This is a genomic window from Bradyrhizobium sp. BTAi1, from assembly GCF_000015165.1.
GTDB lineage: Bacteria > Pseudomonadota > Alphaproteobacteria > Rhizobiales > Xanthobacteraceae > Bradyrhizobium > Bradyrhizobium denitrificans.
On record NC_009485.1, the window covers coordinates 2085309 to 2112180 of the forward strand.

The 26872-nt window shown below is 65.9% G+C and carries 21 protein-coding genes; 15 read left to right on the forward strand and 6 right to left on the reverse strand.

Features of this window, described 5'->3' with window-relative positions:
• Positions 1–40: 40 nt before the first annotated feature.
• From pqqA to BBTA_RS09440, 8 genes are all read left to right on the forward strand, one after another.
• The gene (gene pqqA, locus BBTA_RS09405) at positions 41–139 is read left to right on the forward strand and encodes a pyrroloquinoline quinone precursor peptide PqqA (RefSeq protein WP_012042241.1); all 99 of its coding nucleotides are present in this window, start codon (positions 41–43) and stop codon (positions 137–139) included.
• 186 nt (positions 140–325) lie between these two features.
• Positions 326–814, forward strand: coding sequence for a (2Fe-2S)-binding protein (locus BBTA_RS09410; protein ID WP_012042242.1), 489 nt, complete (start codon positions 326–328; stop codon positions 812–814).
• Positions 811–3093, forward strand: coding sequence for a molybdopterin cofactor-binding domain-containing protein (locus tag BBTA_RS09415; protein ID WP_012042243.1), 2283 nt, complete (start codon positions 811–813; stop codon positions 3091–3093). The genes BBTA_RS09410 and BBTA_RS09415 overlap by 4 nt, the downstream gene beginning before the upstream one ends.
• 558 nt (positions 3094–3651) lie before the next feature.
• Positions 3652–4671, forward strand: a complete 1020-nt coding sequence (locus BBTA_RS09420; protein ID WP_012042244.1) for a TRAP transporter substrate-binding protein — start codon at positions 3652–3654, stop codon at positions 4669–4671.
• A 27-nt stretch (positions 4672–4698) separates the two neighbouring features.
• A complete protein-coding gene (locus BBTA_RS09425; protein ID WP_012042245.1) occupies positions 4699–6582 on the forward strand; it encodes a TRAP transporter large permease subunit in 1884 nt (627 codons plus the stop codon).
• A gap of 39 nt (positions 6583–6621) precedes the next feature.
• Complete coding sequence (locus BBTA_RS09430; RefSeq protein WP_012042246.1) at positions 6622–8175, forward strand: AMP-binding protein; 1554 nt, start codon at positions 6622–6624, stop codon at positions 8173–8175.
• 38 nt (positions 8176–8213) lie between these two features.
• The gene (locus BBTA_RS09435) at positions 8214–9152 is read left to right on the forward strand and encodes an AEC family transporter (RefSeq protein WP_012042247.1); all 939 of its coding nucleotides are present in this window, start codon (positions 8214–8216) and stop codon (positions 9150–9152) included.
• A 28-nt stretch (positions 9153–9180) separates the two neighbouring features.
• Positions 9181–10893: a thiamine pyrophosphate-binding protein gene (locus tag BBTA_RS09440; RefSeq protein ID WP_012042248.1), complete on the forward strand. Its 1713-nt coding sequence runs from the start codon at positions 9181–9183 to the stop codon at positions 10891–10893.
• 182 nt (positions 10894–11075) lie between these two features.
• Here the strand turns inward: BBTA_RS09440 and BBTA_RS09445 are convergent, their stop codons facing one another.
• On the reverse strand, positions 11076–12386 hold the full coding sequence (locus tag BBTA_RS09445) for an MFS transporter (RefSeq protein ID WP_012042249.1): 1311 nt from the start codon (positions 12384–12386) through the stop codon (positions 11076–11078).
• Between the two features lie 151 nt (positions 12387–12537).
• Between BBTA_RS09445 and cyoA the strand changes: the two genes are divergently transcribed.
• From cyoA to BBTA_RS09480, 7 genes are read left to right on the forward strand one after another with little or no spacing between them, the layout of a single operon-like run.
• Positions 12538–13710: a ubiquinol oxidase subunit II gene (gene cyoA, locus BBTA_RS09450; RefSeq protein ID WP_012042250.1), complete on the forward strand. Its 1173-nt coding sequence runs from the start codon at positions 12538–12540 to the stop codon at positions 13708–13710.
• 24 nt (positions 13711–13734) lie between these two features.
• Positions 13735–15744 (forward strand): cytochrome o ubiquinol oxidase subunit I, encoded by a 2010-nt coding sequence (gene cyoB, locus BBTA_RS09455; RefSeq protein ID WP_012042251.1) that lies wholly within the window; start codon positions 13735–13737, stop codon positions 15742–15744.
• The gene (cyoC, locus tag BBTA_RS09460; protein WP_012042252.1) at positions 15741–16370 is read left to right on the forward strand and encodes a cytochrome o ubiquinol oxidase subunit III; all 630 of its coding nucleotides are present in this window, start codon (positions 15741–15743) and stop codon (positions 16368–16370) included. The genes cyoB and cyoC overlap by 4 nt, the downstream gene beginning before the upstream one ends.
• Positions 16367–16732, forward strand: coding sequence for a cytochrome o ubiquinol oxidase subunit IV (gene cyoD, locus BBTA_RS09465; protein WP_012042253.1), 366 nt, complete (start codon positions 16367–16369; stop codon positions 16730–16732). The genes cyoC and cyoD overlap by 4 nt, the downstream gene beginning before the upstream one ends.
• Positions 16732–17577 (forward strand): SURF1 family protein, encoded by an 846-nt coding sequence (locus tag BBTA_RS09470; RefSeq protein ID WP_012042254.1) that lies wholly within the window; start codon positions 16732–16734, stop codon positions 17575–17577. Before cyoD ends, BBTA_RS09470 begins: the two co-directional genes overlap by 1 nt.
• Before the next feature lie 46 nt (positions 17578–17623).
• On the forward strand, positions 17624–18976 hold the full coding sequence (locus tag BBTA_RS09475) for an ATP-binding protein (RefSeq protein ID WP_012042255.1): 1353 nt from the start codon (positions 17624–17626) through the stop codon (positions 18974–18976).
• Complete coding sequence (locus BBTA_RS09480; protein WP_012042256.1) at positions 18966–19499, forward strand: response regulator transcription factor; 534 nt, start codon at positions 18966–18968, stop codon at positions 19497–19499. The genes BBTA_RS09475 and BBTA_RS09480 overlap by 11 nt, the downstream gene beginning before the upstream one ends.
• A gap of 192 nt (positions 19500–19691) precedes the next feature.
• Here the strand turns inward: BBTA_RS09480 and BBTA_RS09485 are convergent, their stop codons facing one another.
• From BBTA_RS09485 to BBTA_RS09505, 5 genes are all read right to left on the reverse strand, one after another.
• Complete coding sequence (locus BBTA_RS09485) at positions 19692–19889, reverse strand: hypothetical protein (RefSeq protein WP_148221423.1); 198 nt, start codon at positions 19887–19889, stop codon at positions 19692–19694.
• A 164-nt stretch (positions 19890–20053) separates the two neighbouring features.
• Positions 20054–21328, reverse strand: a complete 1275-nt coding sequence (locus BBTA_RS09490; RefSeq protein WP_012042257.1) for a DUF2130 domain-containing protein — start codon at positions 21326–21328, stop codon at positions 20054–20056.
• 107 nt (positions 21329–21435) lie between these two features.
• Positions 21436–24513 (reverse strand): efflux RND transporter permease subunit, encoded by a 3078-nt coding sequence (locus BBTA_RS09495; protein WP_012042258.1) that lies wholly within the window; start codon positions 24511–24513, stop codon positions 21436–21438.
• Positions 24510–25586 carry an efflux RND transporter periplasmic adaptor subunit gene (locus tag BBTA_RS09500; RefSeq protein ID WP_012042259.1) on the reverse strand — a complete coding sequence of 359 codons (1077 nt, stop codon included), beginning with the start codon at positions 25584–25586 and terminating at the stop codon, positions 24510–24512. The genes BBTA_RS09495 and BBTA_RS09500 overlap by 4 nt, the downstream gene beginning before the upstream one ends.
• The gene (locus BBTA_RS09505; RefSeq protein WP_012042260.1) at positions 25583–26707 is read right to left on the reverse strand and encodes an efflux RND transporter periplasmic adaptor subunit; all 1125 of its coding nucleotides are present in this window, start codon (positions 26705–26707) and stop codon (positions 25583–25585) included. Before BBTA_RS09505 ends, BBTA_RS09500 begins: the two co-directional genes overlap by 4 nt.
• Positions 26708–26872: the final 165 nt, after the last annotated feature.

Genomic DNA, 26872 nt, shown 5'->3' on the forward strand with positions numbered 1-26872 from the left:
TGGTAGCGCGGCAATGATCATCCTCTCCGGGAGAACGCGCATGAGCTGGACTGCCCCCAAGATCGTCGAAGTCGCCGTCGGGATGGAAATCAACATGTACGCCTGCGCGAGCAGGCAGGCGGCTCAGCGCAAGAGCTGAGCGAATACGTACGAACATCTGCCGTGGCAGCGACCGCAGCCCTTGTTGTCGCTGCCACGCGACTGAGACGGCAATTCACCATTCGGACAGCGCGCGGGCGATGGGGCGCCGTGCGGCCGAGATGAGCCGGAACGCCGATGGGCGTTCGCTGCAGAGCAAATCCGTCCCGTAAGGAGGTTCTTGGCAATGGCGAAACTCAGTATCAACGGCAGAGACGTCTCTGTCGACGCGGCGAATGACACGCCGCTGCTATGGGTCATCCGCGAGCAGTTGCAGATGACCGGCACCAAGTTCGGCTGCGGCGCCGGGCTGTGCGGGGCCTGTACCGTGCATGTCAATGGCGAGGCGGTGCGCTCATGCCAGACCATGGTCGGCGACGTCACCAACAAGAAGATCACCACCATCGAGGGACTGTCGCAGAAGGGCGACCATCCCTTGCAGAAGGCGTGGATCGCCGAGCAGGTGCCGCAATGCGGCTACTGCCAGTCCGGCCAGATCATGCAGGCGGCCTCGCTGCTGGCCAAGACCACGAGCCCGACCAAGGAGGAGATCGTCGCGCATATGGACGGCAATCTCTGCCGCTGCATGACCTATTCGCGGATCCAGAAGGCGATCCAGCGCGCCGCATCCGAGATGCGCACCGCGTCGAACACCAGCGACCGGAGGGCGACATGAACCAGCACGTCAAGGCAGCGCCGTCGATGGCGCCCGATCTCAGCCGCCGCTCCTTCCTGGTCGGCACCGCCGCGACCGGCCTCGTGCTTGGCTATGCCGGCCTCGCCGATAGCGCGCTCGCCGCAACGACACCTGCGAGCTTCGAGCCCAGCGTCTGGTATTCGATCGCGCCGGATGGCCTGGTTACCGTGACCTGCGGCAAGGCCGATATGGGTCAGCACATCGCCTCGACGATGGCGCAGATCATCTGCGAGGAGCTCGGTGCGGCCTGGAAGGACATGCGCGTCCAGCTCGCCTCCAACGATCCGAAGTTCAACGATCCCGTGCTCGGCGCCCAGATCACCGGCGGCAGCTGGAGCACGATGATGAACTTCGACGCCATGAGCCGCGCCGGCGCCGCCGGCCGCATCGCGCTGACCGAGGCCGCCGCATCAGCGATGGGCGTCCCGGCGAAGGAACTCGTGGTGCGCGACGGCGTCGTGATGCATCCGAAGTCGAAGAAGCAGATGAGCTATGCCGAGATCGTCAAGAGCGGCAAGATCACCAAGAGCTTCACGGCCGACGAACTGAAGGCGCTGACCTTGAAGACCCCCGATCAGTACACGATGATCGGCGTCTCGGTGCCGCAGCTCGACATTCCCGCCAAGACCAACGGCACGGCGAAATACGGCATCGACACGATGCTGCCGGGCATGGTCTACGGCAAGGTGGTGACGCCGCCGGTGCGCTTCGGCGCCACCGTCAAGTCCGTCGATGACAGCGAGGCCAAGAAGGTCCCGGGCTTCATCAAGGCGGTCGTGCTCGACGACAAGACCGGCTCCACGTCAGGCTGGGTGGTCGCGGTGGCCTCGACCTTCGCCAATGCCAAGAAGGCCGCGGACGCGCTGAAGATCAGCTATGACAAGGGTCCGTATGCCAATGTCAGCACCGACAGCATCATCACCGAGGCGATGCGGCTGCAGGCGCAGGACGATGCCGGGCAGTTCTTCGTCAAGGATGGCGATGCCAATGCGGCACTGGCGGGCGCCGCGAAAGTGCTGGAGGCGGAGTACACCACCAGCATCAACATCCACGCGCCGATGGAGCCGATGAACGCCACCGCCGAGTTCAAGGGCGACATCCTGCACATCTACTCCGGCAATCAGTTCGCGACCCGCTCCGGCGCGATCGCGGCGGGCGCCGCCGGGATCGATCCGAAATATGTCGTGATGCACCAGGCCTGGCTTGGCGGCGGCTTCGGCCGCCGGCTCGATGCCGACATGATGGTGCCGGCGGTGCAGGCGGCGAAGGCCGTGGGCAAGCCGGTCAAGGTGATCTATTCCCGCGAGAACGACATGACGATGGACTACTCGCGGCCGCTCACCTACCAGAAAGTGAAGGCCGGGCTCGACAGCAATGGCAAGCTCATTGCTCTGAGCCACGACGTCGTCTCGGCCTGGCCGACGGCGCGCTGGGGCATCCCGGACTTCCTGACGCCGTCGGTCGACAAGAAGGGCCCGCTCGACTCGTTCACGGTCAACGGCGCCGACTTCTTCTACACCGTGCCCAACCACCATGTGCGCGCGATCAAGAACGAGCTCGCGCATAATGCGACGCCGTCCGGCCAGCTCCGCTCGGTGGCGCCGGGTTGGACGTTCTGGGCGGTCGAGAGCATGATCGACGAGATCGCCGCCGCGTCCGGCCAGGACCCGGCGCAGTTCCGTATCGCGCTGCTCGACGGCAAGGGCAAGAACGATGGCGGCGCGCAGCGGCTGCGCAACACGCTGCTGGCGGCGATGGGCCTGTCCGGCTACGGGTCGAAGAAGCTGTCGAAGGGCGAGGGCATGGGCGTCGCCTGCGTGTCGTCGCAGGAGCGGGCGTCCGCGAGCTGGACGGCCTGCGTCGCCCATGTCGCGGTGGCTGACAACGGCGCGGTGACGGTGAAGAAGCTCACCGTGGCGACCGACGTCGGCACCCAGGTGCATCCCGACAACATCCGCGCCCAGGTCGAGGGCGCGGCGCTGTGGGGATTGTCGCTGGCGATGTACGAGAAGGCGACGTTGAAGGATGGCGGCATCGAGCAGACCAACTTCGACAGCTACACGCCGCTGCGGATGAGCCAGGTGCCGGAGGTCGCGATCGCCGTGATCGCCAATGGCGAGAAGGCGACCGGCGTCGGCGAGCCCGCGGTGACCGTGGTCGCGCCGGCGCTCGGCAACGCCATCTACAACGCCTGCGGTGCCCGCCTGCGCTCGCTGCCGATCACCGCGGAAGCGGTGAAGGCCAACATGAAGGCGTAGCACGAACAAGCAGGGTGGGGCGGTCCGCTCCACCCTCTATATTTTAAGTTCTTCGTTCACCCAGCGGCCATCGCTTCCGCGCGGCTTCTGTCCATGAGTTAGCCGGCTTGAATTTCAGCTTGTTTGTCGGACGAGCCTTAGCTCGTTGATTGCTCCGCATGTCCGCAGTGCATGTTTTGCGCGACAATCAGGAGGCAAGGAGATTGGTGATCTCCCGATGTCTCCCCAGCTGTCGTCCCGGACAAGCGCGCAAAGGGCGCGCCGATCCGGGACCCCATCACCCCAGAAAATGTGGAGGGAACGATGGTCGACCGATCTCGCCCAAGCCACGACCGCCGCGGAGTGATGGTGTCCCGGGTCCGCGCCCGCCAGCGCTGACGCGTTATCGGACTTGCCCGAGACGAAACGGGAGGTGTGGGCCGGGGAGAGGTATTCAGATCCGTCTCCCGGAACAATTTCAGCCGAGCAGCTCCGATCAAATTCACTTGCTTTGAATTCGAATTCGGAATACGAATTCCTCAGAAGTCGCGAAAATGCGACCCTCGTGGGAGAGAGGCCATGCTCAAGGTGAGCCGTCGTGCGTTGTTGACCACTGCAGCCGGCGCCGCCGCTGGCTGTCTCGTGCAGAGCCCGGCCGTGCTGGCCCAGGCTGCGCCGCTCAAGCTGAAATTTGGCAACGATCTGCCGGCCACGCACGCGGTCAACGTGCGGCTGCGCGAGGCCGTCGAGGCGATCACCGCGGAGACCAAGGGGCAGGTCGAGATCAGCCTGTTTCCGAACAACCAGCTCGGCAGCGACAGCGACATGATCACCCAGCTGCGTTCCGGCGCGCTCGAGCTCGCGACCATGCCGGGCACCGTGCTGTCGACGTTGATCCCGACGGCGTCGCTGACCGGCGTCGGCTTCGCCTTCACCAGCTACGATAAGGTGTGGGCCGCGATGGACGGCGAGGTCGGTGGCTTCATCCGCCGCAACATCGAGAAGGTGGGGCTGTTTCCGTTCGAGAGCGTCTGGGACAATGGCTTCCGCCAGATCACGACCAGCACCAAGCCGATCACCGCGCCGGCCGATCTCGCCAACTTCAAGATCCGTGTGCCCGTCGTGCCGCTGTGGGTCGCGATGTTCTCGGCGTTCGGCGCCTCGCCGATCAGCGTGCCCTTGAGCGAGGCCTATTCGGCGCTGCAGACCAGGATCGCCGACGGCCAGGAGAACCCGCTGGCGCTGATCGATTCCGCCAAGTTCTACGAGGTGCAGAAATTCTGCTCGCTGACCAATCACAGCTGGGACGGCTTCTGGCTGCTGTCCAGCGGCAAGATCTGGAAGACGATCCCGCAGGACGTCCAGAAGCTGCTGCAGACGACGTTCAACGCGGCCGCCAGGAAGCAGCGCAACGATATCGTCCAGGCCAACGCCGATCTGCAGAAGAGCTTGGAAGGCAAGGGCCTGACCTTCAACAAGACCGATGCCGAGCTGTTCCAGGCGACCCTGGCCAAAACCAGTTTCTACAAGGACGCCAAGACGAAGTTCGGCGACGAGGCCTGGGCGCTGCTGCAGCGCTACGCCGGAAATATCAGCTGATCTTCACACTAGCGCGGATGTCGGGCCATGGCCATGCAGCTCGCCGAACAATCCAGTGCGTCCCTCCTGCCGGCAACCGGATTGGTCTCCATCACGCGCGCGCTCGAGCGGGGGCTCGGCGCCATCGTTTCGGCTGCGGCGGCGCTGCTCGTCGTCGCCGAGATCGGCGTGCTGTTCGCGGGCGTGTGCACCCGCTACGTCTTCCACAGGCCGCTGATCTGGTCGGACGAGCTGGCCGGCATTCTCTTCCTGTGGCTTGCCATGCTCGGCGCCGCCGTCGCCTTCCAGCGCGGCGAGCACATGCGCATGACCGCCGCGGTGGGGCGCTTGTCGAAGCGGATGCAATCGTTCCTCGACGTGCTCGCCATCGCCGCGCCGCTCGCCTTCCTGATCCTCGTCATCGATCCCGCCTATGAGTTCGCTGCCGACGAGGCGATCATCACCACGCCGGCGCTGGAGCTGTCCAATCTGTGGCGCGCCGCCGCGCTGCCGACCGGCCTCGGCGTCATGCTGGTCATGGCCGTGCTGCGGCTGTGCACGCTCGGCGAATGGAAGCTGGTCGGTGCCGCCGCTGTGCTGATCGGCGCGACCGGCATGGGGCTTCATCTGATCGGCCCGGCGCTGATCCCGCTCGGCAACCTCAATCTGCTGATCTTCTTCGTCGGCCTCGTTGCGATCCTGGTGTTCGCCGCGGTGCCGATCGCCTTCGCCTTCGGCCTCGCCACCTTCGCCTACATCACCTTGACGACGACCACGCCGTCCACCGTCGTGATCGGTCGCATGGACGAGGGCATGAGCCATCTGATCCTGCTGTCGGTGCCGCTGTTCGTGTTCCTCGGCCTGCTGATCGAGATGACCGGGATGGCGCGGGCGATGGTCGGCTTTCTTGCCAGCCTGCTGGGGCACGTCCGTGGCGGCCTGCAATATGTGCTGGTCGCGGCGATGTATCTCGTCTCCGGCATCTCCGGCTCCAAGGCCGCCGACATGGCGGCGGTCGCGCCGGTGCTGTTTCCCGAAATGGTGAAGCGCGGCGCCAGGCCCGGCGATCTCGTGGCCCTCTTGTCCGCCACTGGCGCGCAGACCGAGACGATCCCGCCGAGTCTCGTGCTGATCACCATCGGCTCGGTCACCGGCGTATCGATCGCGGCGCTGTTCACCGGCGGCCTGCTGCCCGGCCTGGTACTGGCCGTCATGCTGTGCATCGTGGTCTGGCAGCGCTATCGCGGCGAGGATCTGTCGCATGTCAGCAAGGCGAGTCTCGGCATGATCGCCAAGAGCTTTGTCATCGCTCTGCCGGCGGTGGCGCTGCCTTTCATCATCCGCGCCGCCGTGGTCGGCGGCGTCGCGACCGCGACCGAAGTCTCCACCATCGGCATCGTCTATTCGGCACTGTGCGGTCTGCTGCTCTACCGCCGCTTCGACTGGCGGCGGCTGTCGCCGATGCTGATCGAGACCGCGGCGCTGTCCGGCGCCATCCTGCTGATCATCGGCGCCGCCACCGGCATGGCCTGGGCGCTGACCCAGTCCGGCTTCTCCACCGCGCTGGCGCGCTTCATGACCAATCTGCCCGGCGGCGCCCCGATGTTCCTGGCGGTCACCATCGTGGCCTTCATCGTGCTCGGCAGCGTGCTCGAAGGCATTCCCGCGATCGTGCTGTTCGGCCCGCTGCTGTTTCCGATCGCCAAGCAGATCGGCATCCACGAGGTGCACTATGCGATGGTGGTGATCCTGGCGATGGGGATCGGCCTGTTCGCGCCGCCATTCGGCGTCGGCTACTACGCCGCCTGCGCTATCAGCCGGATTCATCCGGACCTCGGGATCAGGCCGATGCTGGGCTACACGCTGGCGCTCCTGATCGGCACGATCGTGATCGCGGCCGTGCCGTGGTTCTCGATCGGGCTGCTGCGATGATCCATCGACCGCACATGAAGAGATGACGGGGGAACGACGATGAAGGACCTCTTGAATTTCGGCCAGATGCTGGCGGCCCACGCCCGGATGTCGCCGGAGCGCACCGGCGCCCGCGATCTCGAACGGTCGATGAGCTTCAGGCTCTGGAACGCGCGCGCCTGCCGGCTCGCCAATGCGCTGCTCGGGCTCGGGCTGGCCAAGGGCGATCGGGTGGCCATTCTCGCCTATAATTGCGTGGAGTGGTGCGAGATCTATGCAGCCACGGCCAAAGCCGGACTGGTGGCCTTGCCGATCAATTTCCGTCTCACCGCGCCCGAGGTGCAGTTCATCGTCCAGAATGCCGAAGCGTCCGCTGTCATCGTGCAGGACGAACTCGTCGGCCTGGTCGAGGAGGTACGCCAGGATCTCGGCATCGCCGATGATCGCTTCATCCATTTCGGCACCGGGCCGCGTCCGGCCGGCTATCGCGACTATGAGGACATCATCGCGGCGGCTGCCGATCGCGAGCCGACCCAGCAGGTCGCGCTATCGGACCCCTGGACCCTGATGTATACGTCGGGCACGACCGGCAAGCCGAAGGGCGTGCTGCGCAGCCATCGCAGCGCGGTGCTGCTCTCGATGGTCACCGAGATCGAGCTGAAGCTCAGCCGCAATGACGGCGCGTTGCTGGTGATGCCGATGTGCCACGCCAACTCGCTGAACTTCTTCGGAGCCTTCGGCTATATTGGCGGCGTCAATTCGATCTATTCGCGCAAGAGTTTCGATCCCGAGCACGCGGTGACGACGCTCGCCGACGGCGGCTCGACCTTCACCTCGCTGGTGCCGACGCACTACATCATGATGCTGGACCTGCCGCGCGCGATCCGCGCGCAGCATGATTTCAGCGCGGTGACCAAGCTGATGATCTCCTCGGCGCCGGCCCGCCCGGAGACCAAGCGCGAGGTGATGGAGATGTTTCCGAAGTCCGGCCTCTACGAGCTCTATGGCGCGACCGAGACCGGCTGGGTGACGATGCTGCACCCGCATGAGCAATTCACCAAGCTCGGCTCCGTGGGGCGCGAATGCGTCGGCGCCGCGCCGATCCGCATCCTTGATGAAGCCGGCAACGAAGTGCCGGACGGGCAGGCGGGCGAGCTCTATTCCTCCAACGCACATACCTTCGACTGCTACTGGCGCCTGCCCGACAAGACCGCGGAGGCGTTTCGTGGCGACTATTGCTCGGTCGGCGACATGGCCCGCCGCGATGCGGACGGCTACATCCACCTCGCCGACCGCAAGAGCAACATGATCATCTCGGGCGGCGAGAACATCTATCCCTCGGAGGTCGAGGCGCTGGTCGGCGCGCATCCCGGCGTCAAGGACATCGCCGTGATCGGCCTGCCCGACGACAAATGGGGCGAGCGCGTCCACGCCGTGATCGTGCCGCGCGACGGCATGGCGATCAAGGAATGCGAGCTGGCTGAATGGGCGAAGGATCGTCTCGCCGGCTTCAAGCGGCCGCGGACCTATGCCTTCATCACCGACGCCGAGATGCCGCGCAATGCCACCGGCAAGATCCTGCATCGCGAGTTGAAGAAGAGATTTGCGCCGTGAGGTGGTTGCGATGGGCCGCGGTCTGATATGGAACTGCGATGCAGGCCGTTCTCAACTCCGCTCTTCCGATTTTCGCGCTGATCCTCACCGGCTTCCTGTGCGGACGGTTCAATGTGTTCGATCGCACCGCGACCGACAACCTCAACCGCTTTGCCGTGTATCTGGCATTGCCGGCGCTGATCTTCACGGCGATGTCCAGGATCGGCGTCGAGCAGGTCAGCCAGTTCGGCTTCATCGGCGCGTTCTGCGGCGGCATCGCCGCGACCTTTGCGACCGGCTTTGCGATCAGCCGGCTCCGCGGCCGTCGCGTCGCCAATGCCAGCATCGAGGGGCTGGACGCCGGCTACAGCAATGTCGGCTTCATGGGCATTCCGATGTGCTTGTTGGTGTTCGGCCCGGACAGCGCGCCGGCCTCGATCATCGCCACTTTGTTCACGGCCTGCGTGCTGTTTCTGTTCGCGATCGTGGTCGTCGAGATGGATCTGCAGAAGGGCGCCACGCTCGGGGCGACCATCGCCAAGGTCGCGCGCTCGCTCCTGACCAGCCCGTTGTTCATCGCGCCCGTCGCCGGGCTCGCGGTGGGCTTGAGCGGCTTCGCGCTGCCGGCGCCGTTCATGAGCTTCACGACCTTGCTGGGCGGCGCGGCGTCGCCGGCGGCGCTGGTCTGCATCGGTCTCTTTCTCGCCCAGGAGCGGGTGGTGACGCACGATGCCAACTCGATCGCCATTCTCGTGTCGCTGAAGCTCGTGATGCAGCCGGCGGTGACCGCGCTGCTCGCCTTTCATGTGTTCGCGATGCCGCCGCTGTGGTCGCATTCGGCCGTGATCCTGAGCGCGCTGCCGATCGGCTCGGGGCCGTTCACGATCGCCAAGCTCTATGGCCTGGAGGCCGGCGTCACATCGGGCGCGATCCTGGTCTCGCACATCTTCGCCGTCCTCACCGTCTCGCTGCTGGTGGCCTGGCTCGCGCCGGGCTGACCCCACCATCGTCCGCCGGAGTCGTCAGATGAAAATCTCCCCCGACAGTGCCGCCGCCCTGATCGCCCGCCTGCTCAAGCGCCGCGGCGTGAGCCGCGTGTTCGCGCTGTGCGGTGGCCACATCATGCCGATCTGGATGCGGCTCGACGCCGAGGGCATCCGCATCATCGACGTGCGCGACGAGCGCGCCGCCGTGCACATGGCGCAGGCCCATGCCGAATTGACGGGTGAGCTTGGCGTCGCGCTGGTCACGGCCGGGCCCGGCATGACCAATGCGATCACCGGCATCGCCAACGCGCATGTGTCGCGCGCGCCGGTGCTGGTGATCTCCGGCGGCAATCCGCGGCCGCAGGAGAATCGCGGCGGCCTGCAGGACATGGATCATACCCAGCTGGTGCGTTCGATCACGCGCTATGCCCGCACCGTGCGCGAGCCGTCGCTGGTACTGCAGGAGCTCGACGAGGCGATCTCGCGCGCCTTTGGCGATGGCGGCGAGCCGGGGCCCGTCTTCATCGATTTTCCGGTCGACACCTTGCGCGGGATCGTGCCCGAGGCCTTGCAACTCGAGGAGCATCTCGCGCCGAAGCCGCGCGCGGCGCCGCGGCCTGATCCGGCGGAGGTGGAGAAGGCGGTCGAGCTGCTGTGGTCGGCGCGCCGCGTACTCGTCATCTCCGGCCGCGGCGCGCGCGGGGCGGGTCCCGAGCTGATCGGTCTCCTCGATCGTCTCGGCGCGGTCTATCTCGACACCGGCGAGAGCAGGGGGCTCGTGCCCGATGATCATCCCTCGGTCGTCGGCGCGATGCGCGGCGCGGTAATGGGCGATGCGGATGTTGTGCTGACGGTCGGCCGAAAGCTCGACTTCCAGCTCGCTTATGGTTCGCCCGCCGTGTTCAAGGACGCCAAATTCGTGCGCATCAGCGACAGCGCGAGCGAGCTGCGCGACAACCGCCGCGGTGCTGCCGAGATCCTGGCGTCACCGGCGGAAACGTTGCGGGCGATGGTGGCGCTGGCGGGCAATCGTGAATCCGCTGTCGATCGTCAGTGGGCCGCAAAGCTGCGCGCCGGCCATCAGGAACGCGCGGCCAAGCTGAAGCAGAGCATGGCGGCGGCGCCGGCCGGCTCCGACGGCCGGCTGCATCCGAATCGCGTGCTGTCGGCGCTGCAGGACGCGATCGGCAACGACGCCGTGGTCATCACCGATGGCGGCGATTTCCTGTCCTTTGCCCGCGTCGGCCTCAGCGCGCCGTTGATGCTCGATCCCGGCCCGTTCGGCTGTATCGGCATCGGCGTGCCCTACGGCATCGCCGCCAGCCTCGCTTTTCCCGACAGACCCGTGGTGGTCGCGACCGGCGACGGCGCTTTCGGATTCAACGCGATCGAGGTCGACACCGCAGTCCGCCACAAGGCGCCGGTGCTGATCGTCGTCGCCAATAACGGCGCCTGGCAGATCGAGGTGCACGACCAGACCGTGACGCATGGCAAGGTCGTCGGCACGAAGCTGCAATTCGCCGATCACGCCGCGATGGCGCGCGCTTTCGGCATGCACGCCGAGCGCGTCGAAACTGCGGAGCAGCTGGGGCCTGCGATCAAGCGCGCGCTCGCCAACCGGCCGGCGCTGCTCGACATGGTCGTGACACCGGAGGCGGTCTCCTCCGACGCCAAGACAGGACTCGCCTGGGTGCCGGACCTGCAGCCGCTCGCCGCCTGGGACGAGGCGGAGCGGAAGTGGCGTGGGACGTGATGTCCGGTCAGCGGCACTCCTGGCGAGGAGTGCGGCTCTCAGCGTCCTTCGAGACGCCCGCCTTCGGCGGGCTCCTCAGGACGAGGGTGAGTTCGGGGCGAGGTATCAACCCTCATGGTGAGGAGCGCCGACGGCGCGTCTCGAACCATGAGGTCAATCTCCAGCGAAATGCGACGCTTCGCTTATTTCTGTTCCAGCTGCCGCGGCGTGCTGAGCCACAGCGCGAGCAGGGTGCACACCGCGCCTGACAGCAGATAGCCACCCGCTGAGATCAGCCCAAGATAGGCCGCCAGCAGCAGCGCGGCGAGCGGCGCGAAGCCCGCGCCGAACAGCCACGCCAAGTCGGCGGTCAGCGCCGAGGCCGTGTAGCGATAGGTGCGGGCGAAGTTCGCGGCGATCGCCCCGGAGGACTGGCCGAACGACAGGCCGAGCAGGATGAAGCCGAGCACCATATAGATCGTCTCGCCGACCGGACCGGCGTCGAGCAGCTGCGGCGCAAAGCCCGAGAACACCGCGATGGCGATCGCCGAGCTGATCAGCAGCGATTTTCGCCCGATGCGGTCGGCCAGCATGCCGGACGCGACGATCGCGACCACGCCGAACACGGCGCCGACCGCCTCGATGATCAGGAATCGCGCCGGCGTCTCCTTGGTGAACAGGAACACCCAGGACAGCGGAAACACCGTCACCATGTGGAACAGCGCAAAGCTCGCCAGCGGCGCGAAGGCGCCGATCACGATGTTGCGGCCCTCGTGCCGGATCGTGTTGCTGACGCTGGCCGGCTGCAGCTCGCGCGACTGGAACAGCTCGTCATATTCCGGCGTCACGACCATGCGCAGCCGGGCGAACAGCGCCACGACGTTGATCGCGAACGCGACGAAGAACGGATAGCGCCAGCCCCAGTCGAAGAAGTCGGCCGCCGAGAGATGGCCGACGAAGAACGCAAACAGGGTGCTGGCGACGATCAGGCCGAGCGGCGCGCCGAGTTGCGGAATCATCGCATACCAGCCGCGCTGATGTTCCGGCGCGTTCATCGCGAGCAGGGACGCCAGGCCGTCCCAGGCGCCACCCCAAGCGAGGCCCTGGCCGATTCGGGCCAGCGCCAGCAGCCAGATCGCCGAAGCGCCGACGGTGTAATAGCTTGGCAGGAAGGCGATGGCGACGGTGGAGGTGCCGAGCAGGAACAGCGCCATGATCAGCTTGGCGCTCTTGCCGTAGCGGCGGTCGACCGCCATGAAGATCACGCTGCCGAACGGGCGCGCGATGAAGGCGAGCGCGAACAGCGCGAAGGAATACAGCGTCTGCGTCAGCTCGTCGGCGAACGGGAAAACCAGGCGTGGAAACACGATCACCGAGGCGATGGCGTAGACGAAGAAGTCGAAGAACTCCGACGTGCGGCCGATGATGACCCCGATCGCGATTTCGCCGGGATTCGCTTCATGCCTGCGGGAGAGATTGGTCTCGCCGTCGGCTGTCGCTGCTGCCTGTGTCATCGCTGCCTGCAGTCCTCTCGCACTCTATCTGTGTCCGTAATTGTCTGCCCGGACGCGGCTCCGGTATTGGACAAATTGTCCAATGTTGGGCACGGCGTCCGGTCGCTACGTCAGGCCTCGTTCAGAGATCCGCCTTTTGACGAGGTTAATCGTGCGTTACTGGAAATCGTTGGCCCTGCTACCGCTCGGGCTCGCGCTCGGCGGCTGCAATCTGGTGGTGCTTGCGCCCTCCGGTGACGTCGCCGCCCAGCAGCGCGATCTCGTGATCATCGCCACCGTCTTGATGCTGCTGATCGTGGTGCCGGTGATGGCTGCTACAGCGATCGTGGCCTGGCGCTACCGGCAGTCGAATGAGGCGGCGACCTACACGCCGGATTGGGATCACTCGACCCAGCTCGAGCTTTTGATCTGGGCGGCGCCGCTGCTCATCATCATCTGCCTGGGTGCGGTGACCTGGATGGGCACGCATCTGCTCGATCCCTATCGCACGCTCGGCCGCATCGCCGCCGACCGGCCGGTGACGCCGCAGGACAAGCCGCTCGAGGTCAATGTCGTCGCGCTCGATTGGAAGTGGCTGTTCATCTATCCCGAATATGGCGTCGCCTCCGTCAACGAGCTCGCAGCGCCGGTCAATCGTCCGCTCGATTTCAGGATCACCTCGTCCTCGGTGATGAACTCGTTCTATATTCCGGCACTCGCCGGCCAGATCTATGCGATGCCGGGCATGCAGAGCCGGCTGCACGCGGTCATCAACAAGCCGGGCGTCTATCGCGGCTTCTCGGCGAACTACAGCGGCGCCGGCTTCTCGGGCATGCGCTTCGCCTTCCACGGCCTGTCGGATGCGGAGTTCGCCGGGTGGGTCGACAAGGCGAAAGCGAGCGGGCAGCAGCTCACCAAGCCGGATTATCTCGTGCTCGAGCGTCCCAGCGCCAACGAGCCGGTTCGCTATTATGCCTCGGTCGACAGTGACCTGTTCCGCGCGATCCTCAACATGTGCGTCGAGACCGGCAAGATGTGCATGAGCGAGATGATGGCGATCGACGCCCGCGGCGGCATGGGAATGGCCGGCGTGCGCAACACGCTGCCGCTGGCCTATGACAAGTTCGCTGGGCGCGGCGCGGTATTCGGCGCCGAGCCGAGCTTCGTCGCCGGCGGCGTCTGCCTGCCCGGCGACCAGGTCACGCGCATGGCCGAGGACTCCTCGCCGACCGTCCTGGCGCCGCTCGACTGGACGCCGCTGCAGGGACGCGGTCTGGAACGGCCCAGCCTGATGCGGCCGTCCAAGGCGTCCTTCACGGGGCCAACCTCCAAGTCAAATTCTTGAAAGTCGGATTCGTGAGGGTCCATCATGTTTGATACAGCAGATCTCACCAAGCTCATCTTCGGCCGGCTGACCCTGGAGTCGCTGCCGCTGCACGAGCCGATCATCGTCGGCACTTTCGCGATGGTCGCGCTCGGCGGCCTCGCGCTGTTCGGCGCCATCACCTATTTCCGGCTCTGGGGCTACCTCTGGAGGGAATGGTTCACCACCGTCGACCACAAGCGCATCGGCATCATGTACATGGTGCTTGGCATCGTCATGCTGCTGCGCGGCTTCGCGGACGCGCTGATGATGCGGCTGCAGCAGGCGATCGCCTTCAACGGCTCGGAAGGCTATCTCAATTCGCACCACTATGATCAGGTGTTCACGGCGCATGGCGTGATCATGATCTTCTTCGTGGCGATGCCGCTGGTCACCGGCCTGATGAACTATGTCGTGCCGCTGCAGATCGGCGCCCGCGACGTCTCGTTTCCGTTCCTCAACAATTTCAGCTTCTGGATGACCACGGCCGGCGCCGTGCTGGTGATGTGCTCGCTGTTCGTCGGCGAGTTCGCCCGCACCGGCTGGCTCGCTTATCCGCCGCTGTCGAACCTGTCCTACAGTCCGGACGTCGGTGTCGATTATTACATCTGGGCGCTGCAGGTCGCCGGCGTGGGCACGCTGTTATCCGGCGTCAACTTGATCTGCACCATCGTGAAGATGCGGGCGCCCGGCATGACCATGATGAAGATGCCGGTCTTCACCTGGACCTCGCTCTGCACCAACGTGCTGATCGTCGCCTCCTTCCCGGTGCTGACGGCGGTGCTCGCGCTGCTGTCGCTCGACCGCTATGTCGGCACCAACTTCTTCACCAATGATTTCGGCGGTGATCCGATGATGTATGTGAACCTCATCTGGATCTGGGGGCATCCGGAGGTCTACATCCTGATCCTGCCGGCGTTCGGCATCTTCTCCGAGGTGACCTCGACCTTCTCGGGCAAGCGCTTGTTCGGCTACACCTCGATGGTTTATGCCACCGTCGTCATCACCATCCTGTCCTATCTGGTCTGGCTGCACCATTTCTTCACGATGGGCTCGGGCGCCAGCGTGAACTCGTTCTTCGGCATCACCACGATGATCATTTCGATCCCGACGGGCGCGAAGATGTTCAACTGGCTGTTCACGATGTATCGCGGCCGCATCCGCTTCGAGCTGCCGATGATGTGGACGGTGGCCTTCATGCTGACCTTCGTGATCGGCGGTATGACCGGCGTGTTGCTGGCGGTGCCGCCGGCCGACTTCGTGCTGCACAACAGCCTGTTCCTGGTCGCGCATTTCCACAACGTCATCATCGGCGGTGTGCTGTTCGGCCTGTTCGCCGGCATCGCCTACTGGTTCCCGAAGGCGTTCGGCTTCAAGCTCGACGTGTTCTGGGGCAAGATGTCGTTCTGGTTCTGGACCGTGGGCTTCTATTTCGCCTTCATGCCGCTCTACGTGCTCGGCCTGATGGGGGTGACCCGGCGGCTGCGCACCTTCGACGATCCGAGCCTGCAGATCTGGTTCGTCATCGCCGGCATCGGCGCGTTTCTGATCCTGCTGGGAATCGCGAGCTTCCTGATCCAGATCGCGGTCAGCATACTCCGCCGCGAACAGCTCGCCGATGTCAGCGGCGATCCCTGGGATGCGCGCACGCTGGAATGGGCGACGTCGTCGCCGCCGCCGGCCTACAATTTCGCCTTCACGCCCGTGGTGCACGACAACGACGCCTGGTGGGACATGAAGCGCCGCGGCTACGTGCGTCCGCTCGCCGGCTTCAAGGCGATCCACATGCCGAGCAACACCGGCACCGGCGTGATCCTGGCGGGCCTCAGCACCACCATGGCGTTCGGCCTGATCTGGTACATGTGGTGGATGGCGGCCGGCAGTTTCGTTGCGCTGCTGGCCGTCGCGATCGGCCACACCTTCAACTATCACCGCAGCTTCCACATTCCGGCCGATGAGGTTGTCAGCGTCGAGCGCGCGCGGACCGAGCTGCTCGCCGCAGGAGCCAAGTCATGACCGTAGCGATGGGCTCCATGAAGGCCGGCGAGCCGGTGTTCTACGTCGTCGACGAGCACGAGCACCCCGAGGGGAGCAGCACGATGCTCGGCTTCTGGATCTATCTGATGAGCGACTGTCTCATCTTTGCGATCCTGTTCGCCGTCTATGGCGTGCTCGGGGCCAAATATGCCGCCGGCCCGGCGCCGAAGGATCTGTTCGACCTGTCGCTGGTCGCGGTGAACACGTCATTCCTGCTGCTGTCCTCGCTCACCTATGGCTTCGCGATGCTGTCGATGCAGCAGAACCGAGTGGGCGCCATGCAGGCCTGGCTGGCAATCACCGGCCTGTTCGGCCTGGCCTTCCTCGGCATCGAGCTGACCGAGTTCGCGCACATGATCCATGAGGGCGCGACGCCGCAGCGCAGCGCGTTCCTGTCGTCGTTCTTCACCCTGGTGGGAACCCACGGCCTGCACGTGACGTTCGGTCTGATCTGGCTGGTCACCTTGATGGTGCAGGTGAAGACCTACGGCCTGATCGAGGCCAACCGGCGGCGCCTGGTCTGCCTCAGCATGTTCTGGCACTTCCTCGACGTGATCTGGATCGGTGTCTTCACGTTCGTCTATCTGATGGGGATGCTTCGATGAGCTCTGATGCCCACGCCCACGCTCATGACTCGGCCGATGCCCATGCCGGCACCCGGCAGGGACAGCTGATCGGCTTCGGCGCCTCCGTCGTCCTGACGGCAATCCCGTTCCTGCTGGTCATGCACGGCACGCTCGACAAGCAGGCGACCGCGCTGATCATCATGGCTTTCGCGGCCGTGCAGGTCGTCGTCCACATGATCTTCTTCCTGCACATGAACACCAAGGCCGAGGGCGGCTGGACCATGATGGCGCTGATCTTCACCATCATCATGGTGGTGATCGCGCTCAGCGGCTCGCTCTGGGTCATGCATCATCTGACCACCAACATGATGCCGGTGCACGAGATGGGCCAGACGCCGTGATGTCAGCTCCTGCCGACAGGGCAGGGGTGACAGACGCGCCCGGGCGCCGGCGGCGCCGCGCGCTGCGGCCGGCGACGCTCGCGATCGGCGCAGCCTGGGTCGCATGTGTGGGAGTCCTGCTGGCGCTGGGCGTCTGGCAAGTCGAGCGCCGCGCCTGGAAGCTCGATCTGATCGATCGGGTCGAGCAACGGGTGCATGCCGATGCCGTGCCGGCGCCGGGACCCGCGGCGTGGCCGGCCATCAATCGCGCCGATGACGAATACCGGCGTGTCATCGTCAGCGGCCGCTTTCTGCACGACCGCGAGACGCTGGTCCAGGCGCTGACGGTCGAGGGGCCGGGCTATTGGGTGGTGACGCCGCTGCAGACCGCTGACGGCGTCGTGTTGGTCAACCGTGGCTTCGTGCCGTCGGACCGCCGCGACGCCGCGAGCCGTGCTGCCGGGAACCCGGACGGTCCGGCCGCCGTGGCGGGATTGCTGCGGATCTCGGAACCGGGCGGCGGCTTCCTGCGCCACAACGATCCCGCGGCCAACCGCTGGTATTCGCGTGACGTCGCGGCCATTGCGGCGGCGCGCGGCCTGTCCGGTGTTGCGCCGTTTTTCATCGATGCGGATGCGACGCCCAATCCAGGCGGGTACCCGGTCGGCGGACTGACCGTCATCGCGTTTCCGAACAACCATCTGGTTTACGCGCTGACGTGGTTTACATTGGCTCTGATGCTGGCTGGGGCCGGGCTGCAGCGGCTGCGCCGCGGGCGCGGCGAGGGCGGCGCAGCGGCAGCGCAGGATGCGGAATGGGATCATCGGCAGCAGAGCAGGCGTGGACACGAGGCGTCGCCATGGTGAGCGGACGCGCCTTGCCGACCTCGACGCTGATGTTGGACGCCGCCGTATGAGGAACGAGGCGCCAAACCTGCCGATCGGGGCGGTGGCCGCGCTCGCCACGCCCGAGATCCACGCGCCGCTGCCGACCAAGGACGCCACCAACCGCAAGAACATGGTGCTCCTGATCCAGCTGCGCTGGATCGCCGTGGTCGGTCAGATCGTGACCATCGCCTTCGTCACCTCCTGGTTCGGGATCGCGCTGCCGGTGGTGCCGATGGCCGCGATCATCTGCGCCCTCGTGGCGCTCAACATCGCCAGCCATGTCTGGCTGCGCACGCGCGATGATGTCGGCAATCGCGATCTCCTGATCGCGCTGATGCTCGACGTCGTCGCGCTGACGTCGGAGCTCTATCTCACCGGCGGCGCGTCGAATCCGTTCACCTGCCTCTATCTGCTGCAGGTGACGCTGGGCGCGGTGCTGCTCGACGCGCGCTCGTCCTGGTCGCTGGTTGCGCTGACCGTGCTCAGCTTCATCTGGCTCACCATCGAGTACCGGCCGCTGGAGCTGCCGCACCGTCACGTCAGCGATCCTTTCAGCCTGCACGTCACAGGCATGTTCGTCGGCTTCGTACTCGACGCGGTGCTGCTCGTCGTGTTCGTCACGCGCATCAACCGGAACCTGCGCGAACGCGATGCCAAGCTTGCCGATCTGCGGCAGCACGCCGCCGAGCAGGATCACATCATCCGCATGGGCCTGCTCGCCTCCGGCGCGGCGCATGAGCTCGGCACGCCGCTGGCGTCGATCTCGGTGATCCTCAACGATTGGCGGCGAATGACGGCCATCTCGGCCGACCCGGCGCTGGCGGAAGACTTCACCGAGATGGAAGCGGCGGTGCAGCGCTGCAAGTCGATCGTGACCGACATTCTCGTGTCAGCCGGGCAGGCGCGCGGCGAAGGCTCGGCGCCGACGACCTTGAAGGCGTTCCTGAGCAATCTCGTTGCCGAGTGGAGCGCCGCGCGCTCGGCGCGCAACCTGATGTTCCGCAATGAGTTCGGCTCGGACCCCGCGATTGTCTCCGACGTCGCGCTGAAGCAGGCGATCGTCAATGTGCTCGACAACGCGTTTGAGGTGTCGCGCGAGTGGGTCGAGTTCGTCGCTGAGCGCGACGGTGATCAGCTGCTGCTCAGCGTCAGCGATCGCGGACCCGGCTTCGATCCTGCGATGCTGGCGCAGCTCGGCCGTCCCTATCAGTCGAGCAAGGGGCGCCCCGGCCGCGGCCTAGGCCTGTTCCTGGTGGTCAATGTGATCCGCAAGCTTGGCGGCGGCGTTTCTGCCTGGAACCACCGGGGACGCGGGGCAACCGTGCGGCTGTCTCTGCCGCTGTCGATGCTTGCGATTGGAGAGCCCAGTGGAGATTGAACGCTCTCTTCTGATTGTCGAGGATGACGACGGCTTCGCGCGCACCCTGAAGCGGTCGTTCGAGCGGCGTGGCTATGAGGCCGTGGTCGCCGCCTCGCTCGAGGAAGTCGACGAGGCCCTGAAAGAGAAGACGTTCGGCTATGCGGTGGTCGATCTGAAGCTCGGCGGCGCTTCGGGTCTCGTCTGCGTCGAGAAGCTGCATGCGCATGATCCGGAGATGCTGATCGTGGTGCTCACCGGCTTTGCCAGCATCGCCACCGCGGTCGAGGCGATCAAGCTCGGCGCCTGCCATTATCTCGCCAAGCCGTCGAACACCGACGACATCGAGGAAGCCTTCCGCAAGGCCGAGGGCAATGCGCAGATCGCGCTCCCCGAGCGCTCCACCTCGATCAAGACCCTGGAATGGGAACGCATCCACCAGACCCTGATCGAGACCGACTTCAACATCTCCGAGGCGGCACGACGGCTCGGCATGCATCGCCGCACCTTGGCCCGCAAGCTCGAAAAGCGGCCAGTGAAGTAGGCGGCTCGCCTTGCTTGGTCGTAGTCAGCTGCCTCGGCACCGACGGGGCGCTCCCGCTCCCCGTTGTACACGGGGGCGCGACGAGCTTCGCTCGCGCTGAGAGGGGAGGGATGAGGTAAACCGCGCAAGAGGCACGGCCTCAGCGCCACATCAGCAGCTCATCCATCTCCTTGGGCGAATTCGCCCTCATCATCACATCGGATGATGCGACAGGTAGGCTGTCGTCTTGAGGATGACCATCAAGGTCAGCAGGCCGCAGGCGCCGGTCAGCACCAGCGCGAAGCGAGCGAACTGACCGAGCAGGGCGCGGGCCCTGTCGTTCGCGCGCGCCTGAGGTTTTGACCATGCCGCACGATGCAGCTGCTGGTGGTGAGACGTGAGAAGGGACATCTGATCCATCCATATGTCCGGTCGGCCAAGCCGACCTTCGCTCGGATGGATATGCCTCCGCATGTCATAGGAATGCGAGATGCGGCCGCGTGCGGCCGCATAGGAAAATCATAAAAGTAGTATAGTGGTGCAGGGCTACGGCCGAATGCGCGCGGGCGACGCGCCTACTCCGCCGCCTGGCTCTTGCCCTCGATCAGCAGCACGTCGAGGCTTTCGATCTCCTGCATCGCTCGTCCGGCGATGCCCTGCAGGTCGCCGTAGAGGCCCGCGGTGGAATCCAGCACGCCGCGCAGTTGCTCCTCGCGCTTGGCCCACAGACGCATCATGGTCTTGCGCTCGCGATCGAGATCCGACTGCATCTCGGTGAAGCGTTCGACGATGGCGTCGATGCGGTGACGAAAACGGGGACCTGTGAGATAGGCGTAGACCATCTCCATCTTGGTCTGCTGGCCCTCCTGGGCGAGCTTGCTGCCGGCGACGTCGATCAGCGACTGGCGCAGCGCCAGCGAGAGCGGCAGCGCGAACCGCGGCTCGGCGACCCAGACGCCGTCGATCAGGTCGAAGCCGTCGACGCCCTTGGGCAGCGCGGTCGACACGATCAGCGCGATGTCGGCCTTGGCCGCGCGCAGGTCGTCGCGCAGCTTGACGAGCCAGCCATCGCTCCAGTTCTTGGTGCGCTTGGATTCCCACAGGATCGCGCCGCAGACCTGGCCGCTCGGGGCCACCACCCGATGGATCACGTCGCCGCCGAACTCGCCCTTCGGTACCGGCTCGACCAGATCGCGCGGGAAGCGCGCGCGCAACTGCGATTCCAGCTCGATCTCCAGCGCTTCGCCCTGCAGCTGCTGCGAGCCCTGCTCGGCCTTGCGGCGCAGCTCCTCGATCTGGCGCTGCATGCCGGCGATCTGGGTCTCCTTCTCGGCGACCTTGGCTTTCAGCCCTTCTTCGGCCTCGAGCCGCGCCTTGTCGCGCACGGCGACGAGCGACTCCTGGACCTTCTTCTCGACGGTGAGATCGAGCTCGCGGCGGGCCTCGTCGAGCTCGCGCTGCTTGCGCATCATCTCGGCCTGCGCCTTCTGGGCGTCGGCGAGCTTGGCGTCCTTGCTGAGGATGGCCTCGTGCAGTTCGGCGAGCTGGCGGTCGCGATTGCCCATCTCATCCGCGACGGCCTGGCGTGCCTTCGCCGCCTCGGCCTCGGCGATCGCGGCGCGCTCCGCCTTCAGCTTGGCGGCGACCTGCTGGTCGATCGCGGCCTTGGCCTGCGCGATCTGCTCCTGCGCCGCTTTGAGCTGCGCCTCGCGGCGGCCGAAATCGGCCTCCTTGGCGGCAAGCTGCTTCTCGAACTGCCGGCGGGTCTCCGCGATCAAGGGCGCGGCGAGCTGCTCGGTGAGCTTGATCTCGGTGCGGCAGGAGGGGCAGACGATCTGTGGATCGGTCATGATTCGCATCCTTCCATGGAAGCCGAACCTAACCGGCCGCCGCGTGGCGTTTAACCCACGCGAACGGCTTATCCCATGCAATTATCTGCGATTCCGCAAGCCCCGACTTAGGCCCCATGCGGAGCGGCATCGGCCGCTGCGCTGTTCTCCGGCGTCTTGATGCGGAACCAGGCGACGTAGAGCGCCGGCAGGAACAGGAGCGTCAGCACGGTGCCGACGATGATGCCGCCCATCATCGCATAGGCCATGGGGCCCCAGAACACCTCGCGGGCGATCGGAATCAGCGCCAGCGAGGCTGCGGCGGCGGTCAGCATGATCGGCCGCATGCGGTGCTCGGTCGCCTCCATCACCGCCTCCCAGGGCGGCCGGCCCTCGTCGCGCAGATGCTCGATCTGCACGATCAGGATCACCGAGTTGCGGATCAGGATGCCGATCAGTGCGAGCACGCCGAGGATGGCGACGAAGCCGAGCGGCGCGCCGCTCGGCAGCAGCGCCGCGACAACGCCGATCAGCGCCAGTGGCGCCACTGCGAACACCAGGAACAGGCGCTGGAAGCTCTGCAGCTGCAGCATCAGGATGGTGGCCATCGTGAACAGCATGATCGGAACGACGGCAATGATCGGCGCCTGGCTCTTGGCGCTTTCCTCGACCGCGCCGCCGGTGACGACCTTGAAGCCGGCCGGAAGCTTGGCGTTGAAGGCCGTGATCGCGGGCTTGAGCTGATCGACCACCGTGTTCGGCTGGACCTGATCGATCACGCTGGCCTTCAGGGTCAGCGTCGGCTGCCGCGAGCGCCGCCAGATCTCGGGCTGCTCGATCTCGTAGCGCAGCGTCGCGAGCGCGGCGAGCGGGATCGACTGGCCGTTCGAGCCCGACAGCTGCAGGTCGCGCAGCGTCTCCAGCGATTGCCGTTCCTTGGCCTGGGCGCGGCCGCGCACATCGATGAGATAGATGTCGTCGCGCACCTGGGTGATCGAGGAGCCGTCGAGCACGCTGTTGAGCGCGTTGGCGATGTCGGATGAGGTCACGCCGAGCTGGCGCGCCTTGTCCTGCAGCACGTCGACCTTCACGACGCGGGCGGGCTCCATCCAGTCGAAGATGACGGCGCCGAGATGACTGTTGGCCCGCATCACGCCGGCGAGCTGCTGGGCGATTTCGCGCACCTTGGCGACATCGGGCCCGCTGACACGATATTGCACCGGGCGGCCGACCGGCGGCCCGATGTCGAGCAGATGCACATAGGCGTCGGTGCCGGGGAAGGTCTTGGTGAGATAGGTCTGCAGCTTGGCGCGGGCGCGGTCGCGCGCCTCCAGGCTCTTGGTCACGACGATGATCTGGCCGAACGACACGTCGGCCGGCTGCACGTCGAACGACAGGACGAAGCGCTGCGCGCCGGAGCCGACATAGGTCGACCAATGGTCGATATCAGGATCGCCCTTGAGCGCCTCCTGCTCGAACCTCGCCATCTGCGCATTGGTCTCGGCGATCGAGGAATTCTGCGGCAGGTTGAAGTCGATCACCAGCTCGTTGCGGTCCGAGGAGGGGAAGAACTGCTGCTGCACGAAGCGCATCCCGAACACCGAGAGAGCGAAGATCAGGACGGTCACGATGATCGTGGTCCAGCGATGCCGCATGCAGGCGTCGAGCATGGCGCGGAACATCCGCGTCAGCCGGCCCGCCTCGGCATGGTGGCTCGGCAGGCTCGCGGGCAGGATGGTGACCCCGAGCAGCGGCGTGAACAGCACGGCCACGATCCACGATACGATCAGCGAGACCGCGATCACGACGAAGAGCGTGAAGGTGAATTCGCCGGCGGCGCTGTTGTTCAGCCCGATCGGGATGAAACCGGCGACCGTGACCAGCGTTCCCGTCAGCATCGGAAACGCCGTGGACGTGTACACATAGGTCGCCGCCTTCTTCAGCGAATCGCCGACCTCGAGCCGCGCTACCATCATCTCGACCGCGATCATGGCGTCGTCGACGAGGAGGCCGAGCGCGATGATCAGCGCGCCCAGCGAGATGCGCTGCAGCGAGATGCCGGTATAGGCCATGACCAGGAAGGTGATCGCGAGCACCAGCGGGATCGAGATCGCGACGACCAGGCCGGCGCGCACGCCGAGGCTGACGAAGCTGATCGCGAGCACGATGATGACGGCCTCGTAGAGCGCCTTGGTGAAGCCGCCAACCGCTTCCTCGACGATCTTGGGCTGGTCCGAGACGAGATGCACGCCGACGCCGACCGGCAGGTCGGCAACGACCTTGGTCATCTCCTCCTTCAGCGCCTCGCCGAAATCGAGCAGATTGGCGCCGGCCTTCATGCCGATGGCCAGGCCGATGGCCGGCTGGCCGTTGAAGCGGAACAGCGAGGTCGGCGGATCCTCGTAGCCGCGGCTGATGGTGGCGACGTCGGTGAGCGGGAAGAAGCGGTCGTTGATGCGCAGGTTGATCGCCTTGAGGCTCTCCTCCGAGGTGAACTGGCCGGAGACGCGCACCGCAACGCGCTCGGGGCCCGCCTGGAGCACGCCGGACGGCGACACCGCGTTCTGGGCCTGCAGCGCGTTGAGGATGGTGCGCTGGTCGATGCCGAGCGCGGCCACCTTGCGCGGCGAGAATTCGAGATAGATCACCTCGTTCTGCGCGCCGACGATGTCGACGCGGCCGACATTCGGCACCGTCAGCACCTTGGCGCGGACCTCCTCGACGCGGTCGCGCAGCTGGCGCTGGCTCAAGCCGTCGCTGGTGAAGGCGTAGATGTTGCCGAACACGTCGCCGAAGCGGTCGTTGAAGCCGGGCCCGACCACGCCCGACGGGAAGTCGCCCTTGATGTCATTGATCAGGTTGCGGACCTGCAGCCAGGTCGGCACCACGTCGCGCGCCTTGGTCGTGTCGCGCAGATTGACGAACACGGTGGTCTGGCCCGGCACGGTCAGGCTCTTGGTGTAGTCGAGCGCCGGCAGCTCCTCGAGCTTCTTCTCGATCCGCTCGGTGACCTGCCGCGTCATCTCCTCGGCCGAGGCGCCGGGCCATTTGGCCTGGATCAGCATCGTCTTGATGGTGAAGGACGGATCCTCCTCGCGTCCCAGATGCAGATAGGAGTAGAGGCCGGCCGCCATGAAGGCGATCATGAAGTACCAGACGAGCGAACGGTGCTCGAGGGCCCAGTCGGAGAGATTGAAGGACTTCACGGCTGAGTTTCCTGATCGATGCGGATGGACTGGCCATCCTTGAGACTGTTCACGCCGGCGGTGACGACGCGCTGGCCGGCTTCGAGGCCGCCGGTGACCCGGAGGCTGCCATCCTCATTGGTGGCGATCGTGACTTCCTGCCGCTTCACCGTCTTGCTGGCGGTGTCGATCAGCCAGACGAAGCGCTTGTCGTTTTGCTCCAGCACGGCCGAGCGCGGCAGCCGGATGACCATCTTCTGCTCCGCATCGAGACTGGCGGTGACCGTGGTACCGAGACGCATGATCTCAGGCGGATTGTCGAGCGCGATGCGGACACGGCGGGTGCGCGTCGTCGCGTCGGCGCGTGGCGCAATCTCGCGCACTTTGCCCGAGGCGCTGACGCTGGGATCGACCTGGAGACGCACCGTGAATGGCGTGCCGGCCTGCAATCCGCTTGCGAGGTCGTCGCCGACGTCGATGACCGCCTCGCGGATGTCGGGCCGCGCCACGGTCACGACGCTCACGCCGGGCGAGACGACCTGGCCGACCTCTGCGCTGACGGCGGTGACGATGCCGGCGAAATCCGCCTTCAGCTGGGCGTAGCCGAGCTGCTCGCGCGCCTTGGCAAGATTGGCCTGCGCCTTGATCACCGAGGCCTGCGCCGCCGCCCTTGACTGCTCGGCACTCTCCAGCGTCGCCTTCGTGGTTGCATCGGTTTCCAGCAAGGTGCGCTGCCGGCCTTCGGTGCCGGTGGCATTGGTCAGCTGCGCCTGGCTGCGGGACACGTCGGCGACCGAGGCGCGAACCGCCAACTCGAGCGCGGCGGGATCGATCGCCGCGACGACCTGATCCTTCTTCACGATGTCGCCGACATAGACCGGCCGGGCGATCAGTCGTCCCAGCACACGGAAGCTGAGATCGGCCTTGTAGCGCGGCTCGACCGTGCCGGTGACCGCCGAGGCATTGGCAGCCTGCGGCTCGACCTTCATCGACAGCACCGGCCGGATCGGCTCGGGCGCCTCGTTCTTCTCGTTGCAGCCGGCGAGCACGGCGAGCGCGAGAACCGGAAACACAGAACGCATCGGCGTCATCACGACCGCGTCTCCTCGTTGAATGTGACCTTCTGTCCGACGCTGAGCAGCTTGCCGCCCTCGGTCACGACGCGATCGCCCGGCTTCAGTCCGGAGGAGACGACGATGGCGCCGGTCTCGTAGTCCTCGATCGTGATCGGCTTGAGCGACACCGATTTGTCGCTGTCATCGACCAGCCAGACAGCCGGCGTCTTGCCGGTCGCGGTCAGCGCGCTCCACGGCAGCACGATGCGCTGCTCGGGCTTGATGAAGCCGGTGGCGGACACGGCGCTGCCCAGGATCATCTCGGGCGGCGGATTCTCGATCGCGATCTTGACGCGAACCGTTCCGGATTTGGAATCGATGGTCGGCGAGACCTCGCGCACGCGGCCCTTGGCGGTCACGGAAGGATCCGAGAGCAGTGCCAGCGCGACCTTGGTGTCGTCGAATTTCAGCGACAGCGCTGCTTCGTAGACATCGATGACGGCATCGCGGTCGCCGTCACGGGCGAGCGTGAACACCGGCTGTGCGGCCTGCGCGACCTGGCCGGCCTCGATGTTGCGCGCGGTGATCGTGCCATCGGCGTCGGCGCGCAGCTCGGTGTAGGTGAGCGCATCCTTCGCGGTGTCGCGCTGCGCCTTGGCGGCTTCCAGCGATCCTTCCGCGGTCCGCAGCGTCTCCTGGGCCTGATCGAACGTCGCCCTGGTCGTGAAGCCGCTCGACAACAAGGTCTGCTGGCGATTGAAATTGGAGGTCGCGACCTTGACCTGCGATTCCGCGGCGCTGACCGCCGCTTCGGCGGAATCCAGGTCGGCCTGCTGTTCGGCGGGATCGATCCTGGCCAGCACCTGGCCAGCCGTGACATGTGCGCCAACCTCGACGAGCCGCTCGGTGACACGGCCGCTGACCCGGAACGACAGGTCCGCGAGCACGCGCGGCTGGACATCGCCCGTCAGCGTGATCGATTGCCGCCGCTCCGACAGCTTCACCGTCTCGATCTGCACCAGCCGGGCCGGTTGCTTGGCGACGTCCGCCTTGCGGTCGCAGCCCGTCAGCAGCAGCCCTGCCGCGGCACAACCAGCCATGATCACAAGGCGAGGGCTTGATGACCAAGCGGGAGGGGGAGATCGCATGAATGAGATCATGGTTGCACGTTCAGGCCCAAAGCGAAGGGTTGACAGTTTCCATCCGACCGAGCGGACCGTCGGTCGCATGGCATCCGGACGATGAAACGGGTGGCGCAGCAGGCCGAAGAACCCCAACCAGCGGTTTCCCGTCGGGAGGGATCACGGCTTCGGGAACCATGCTGA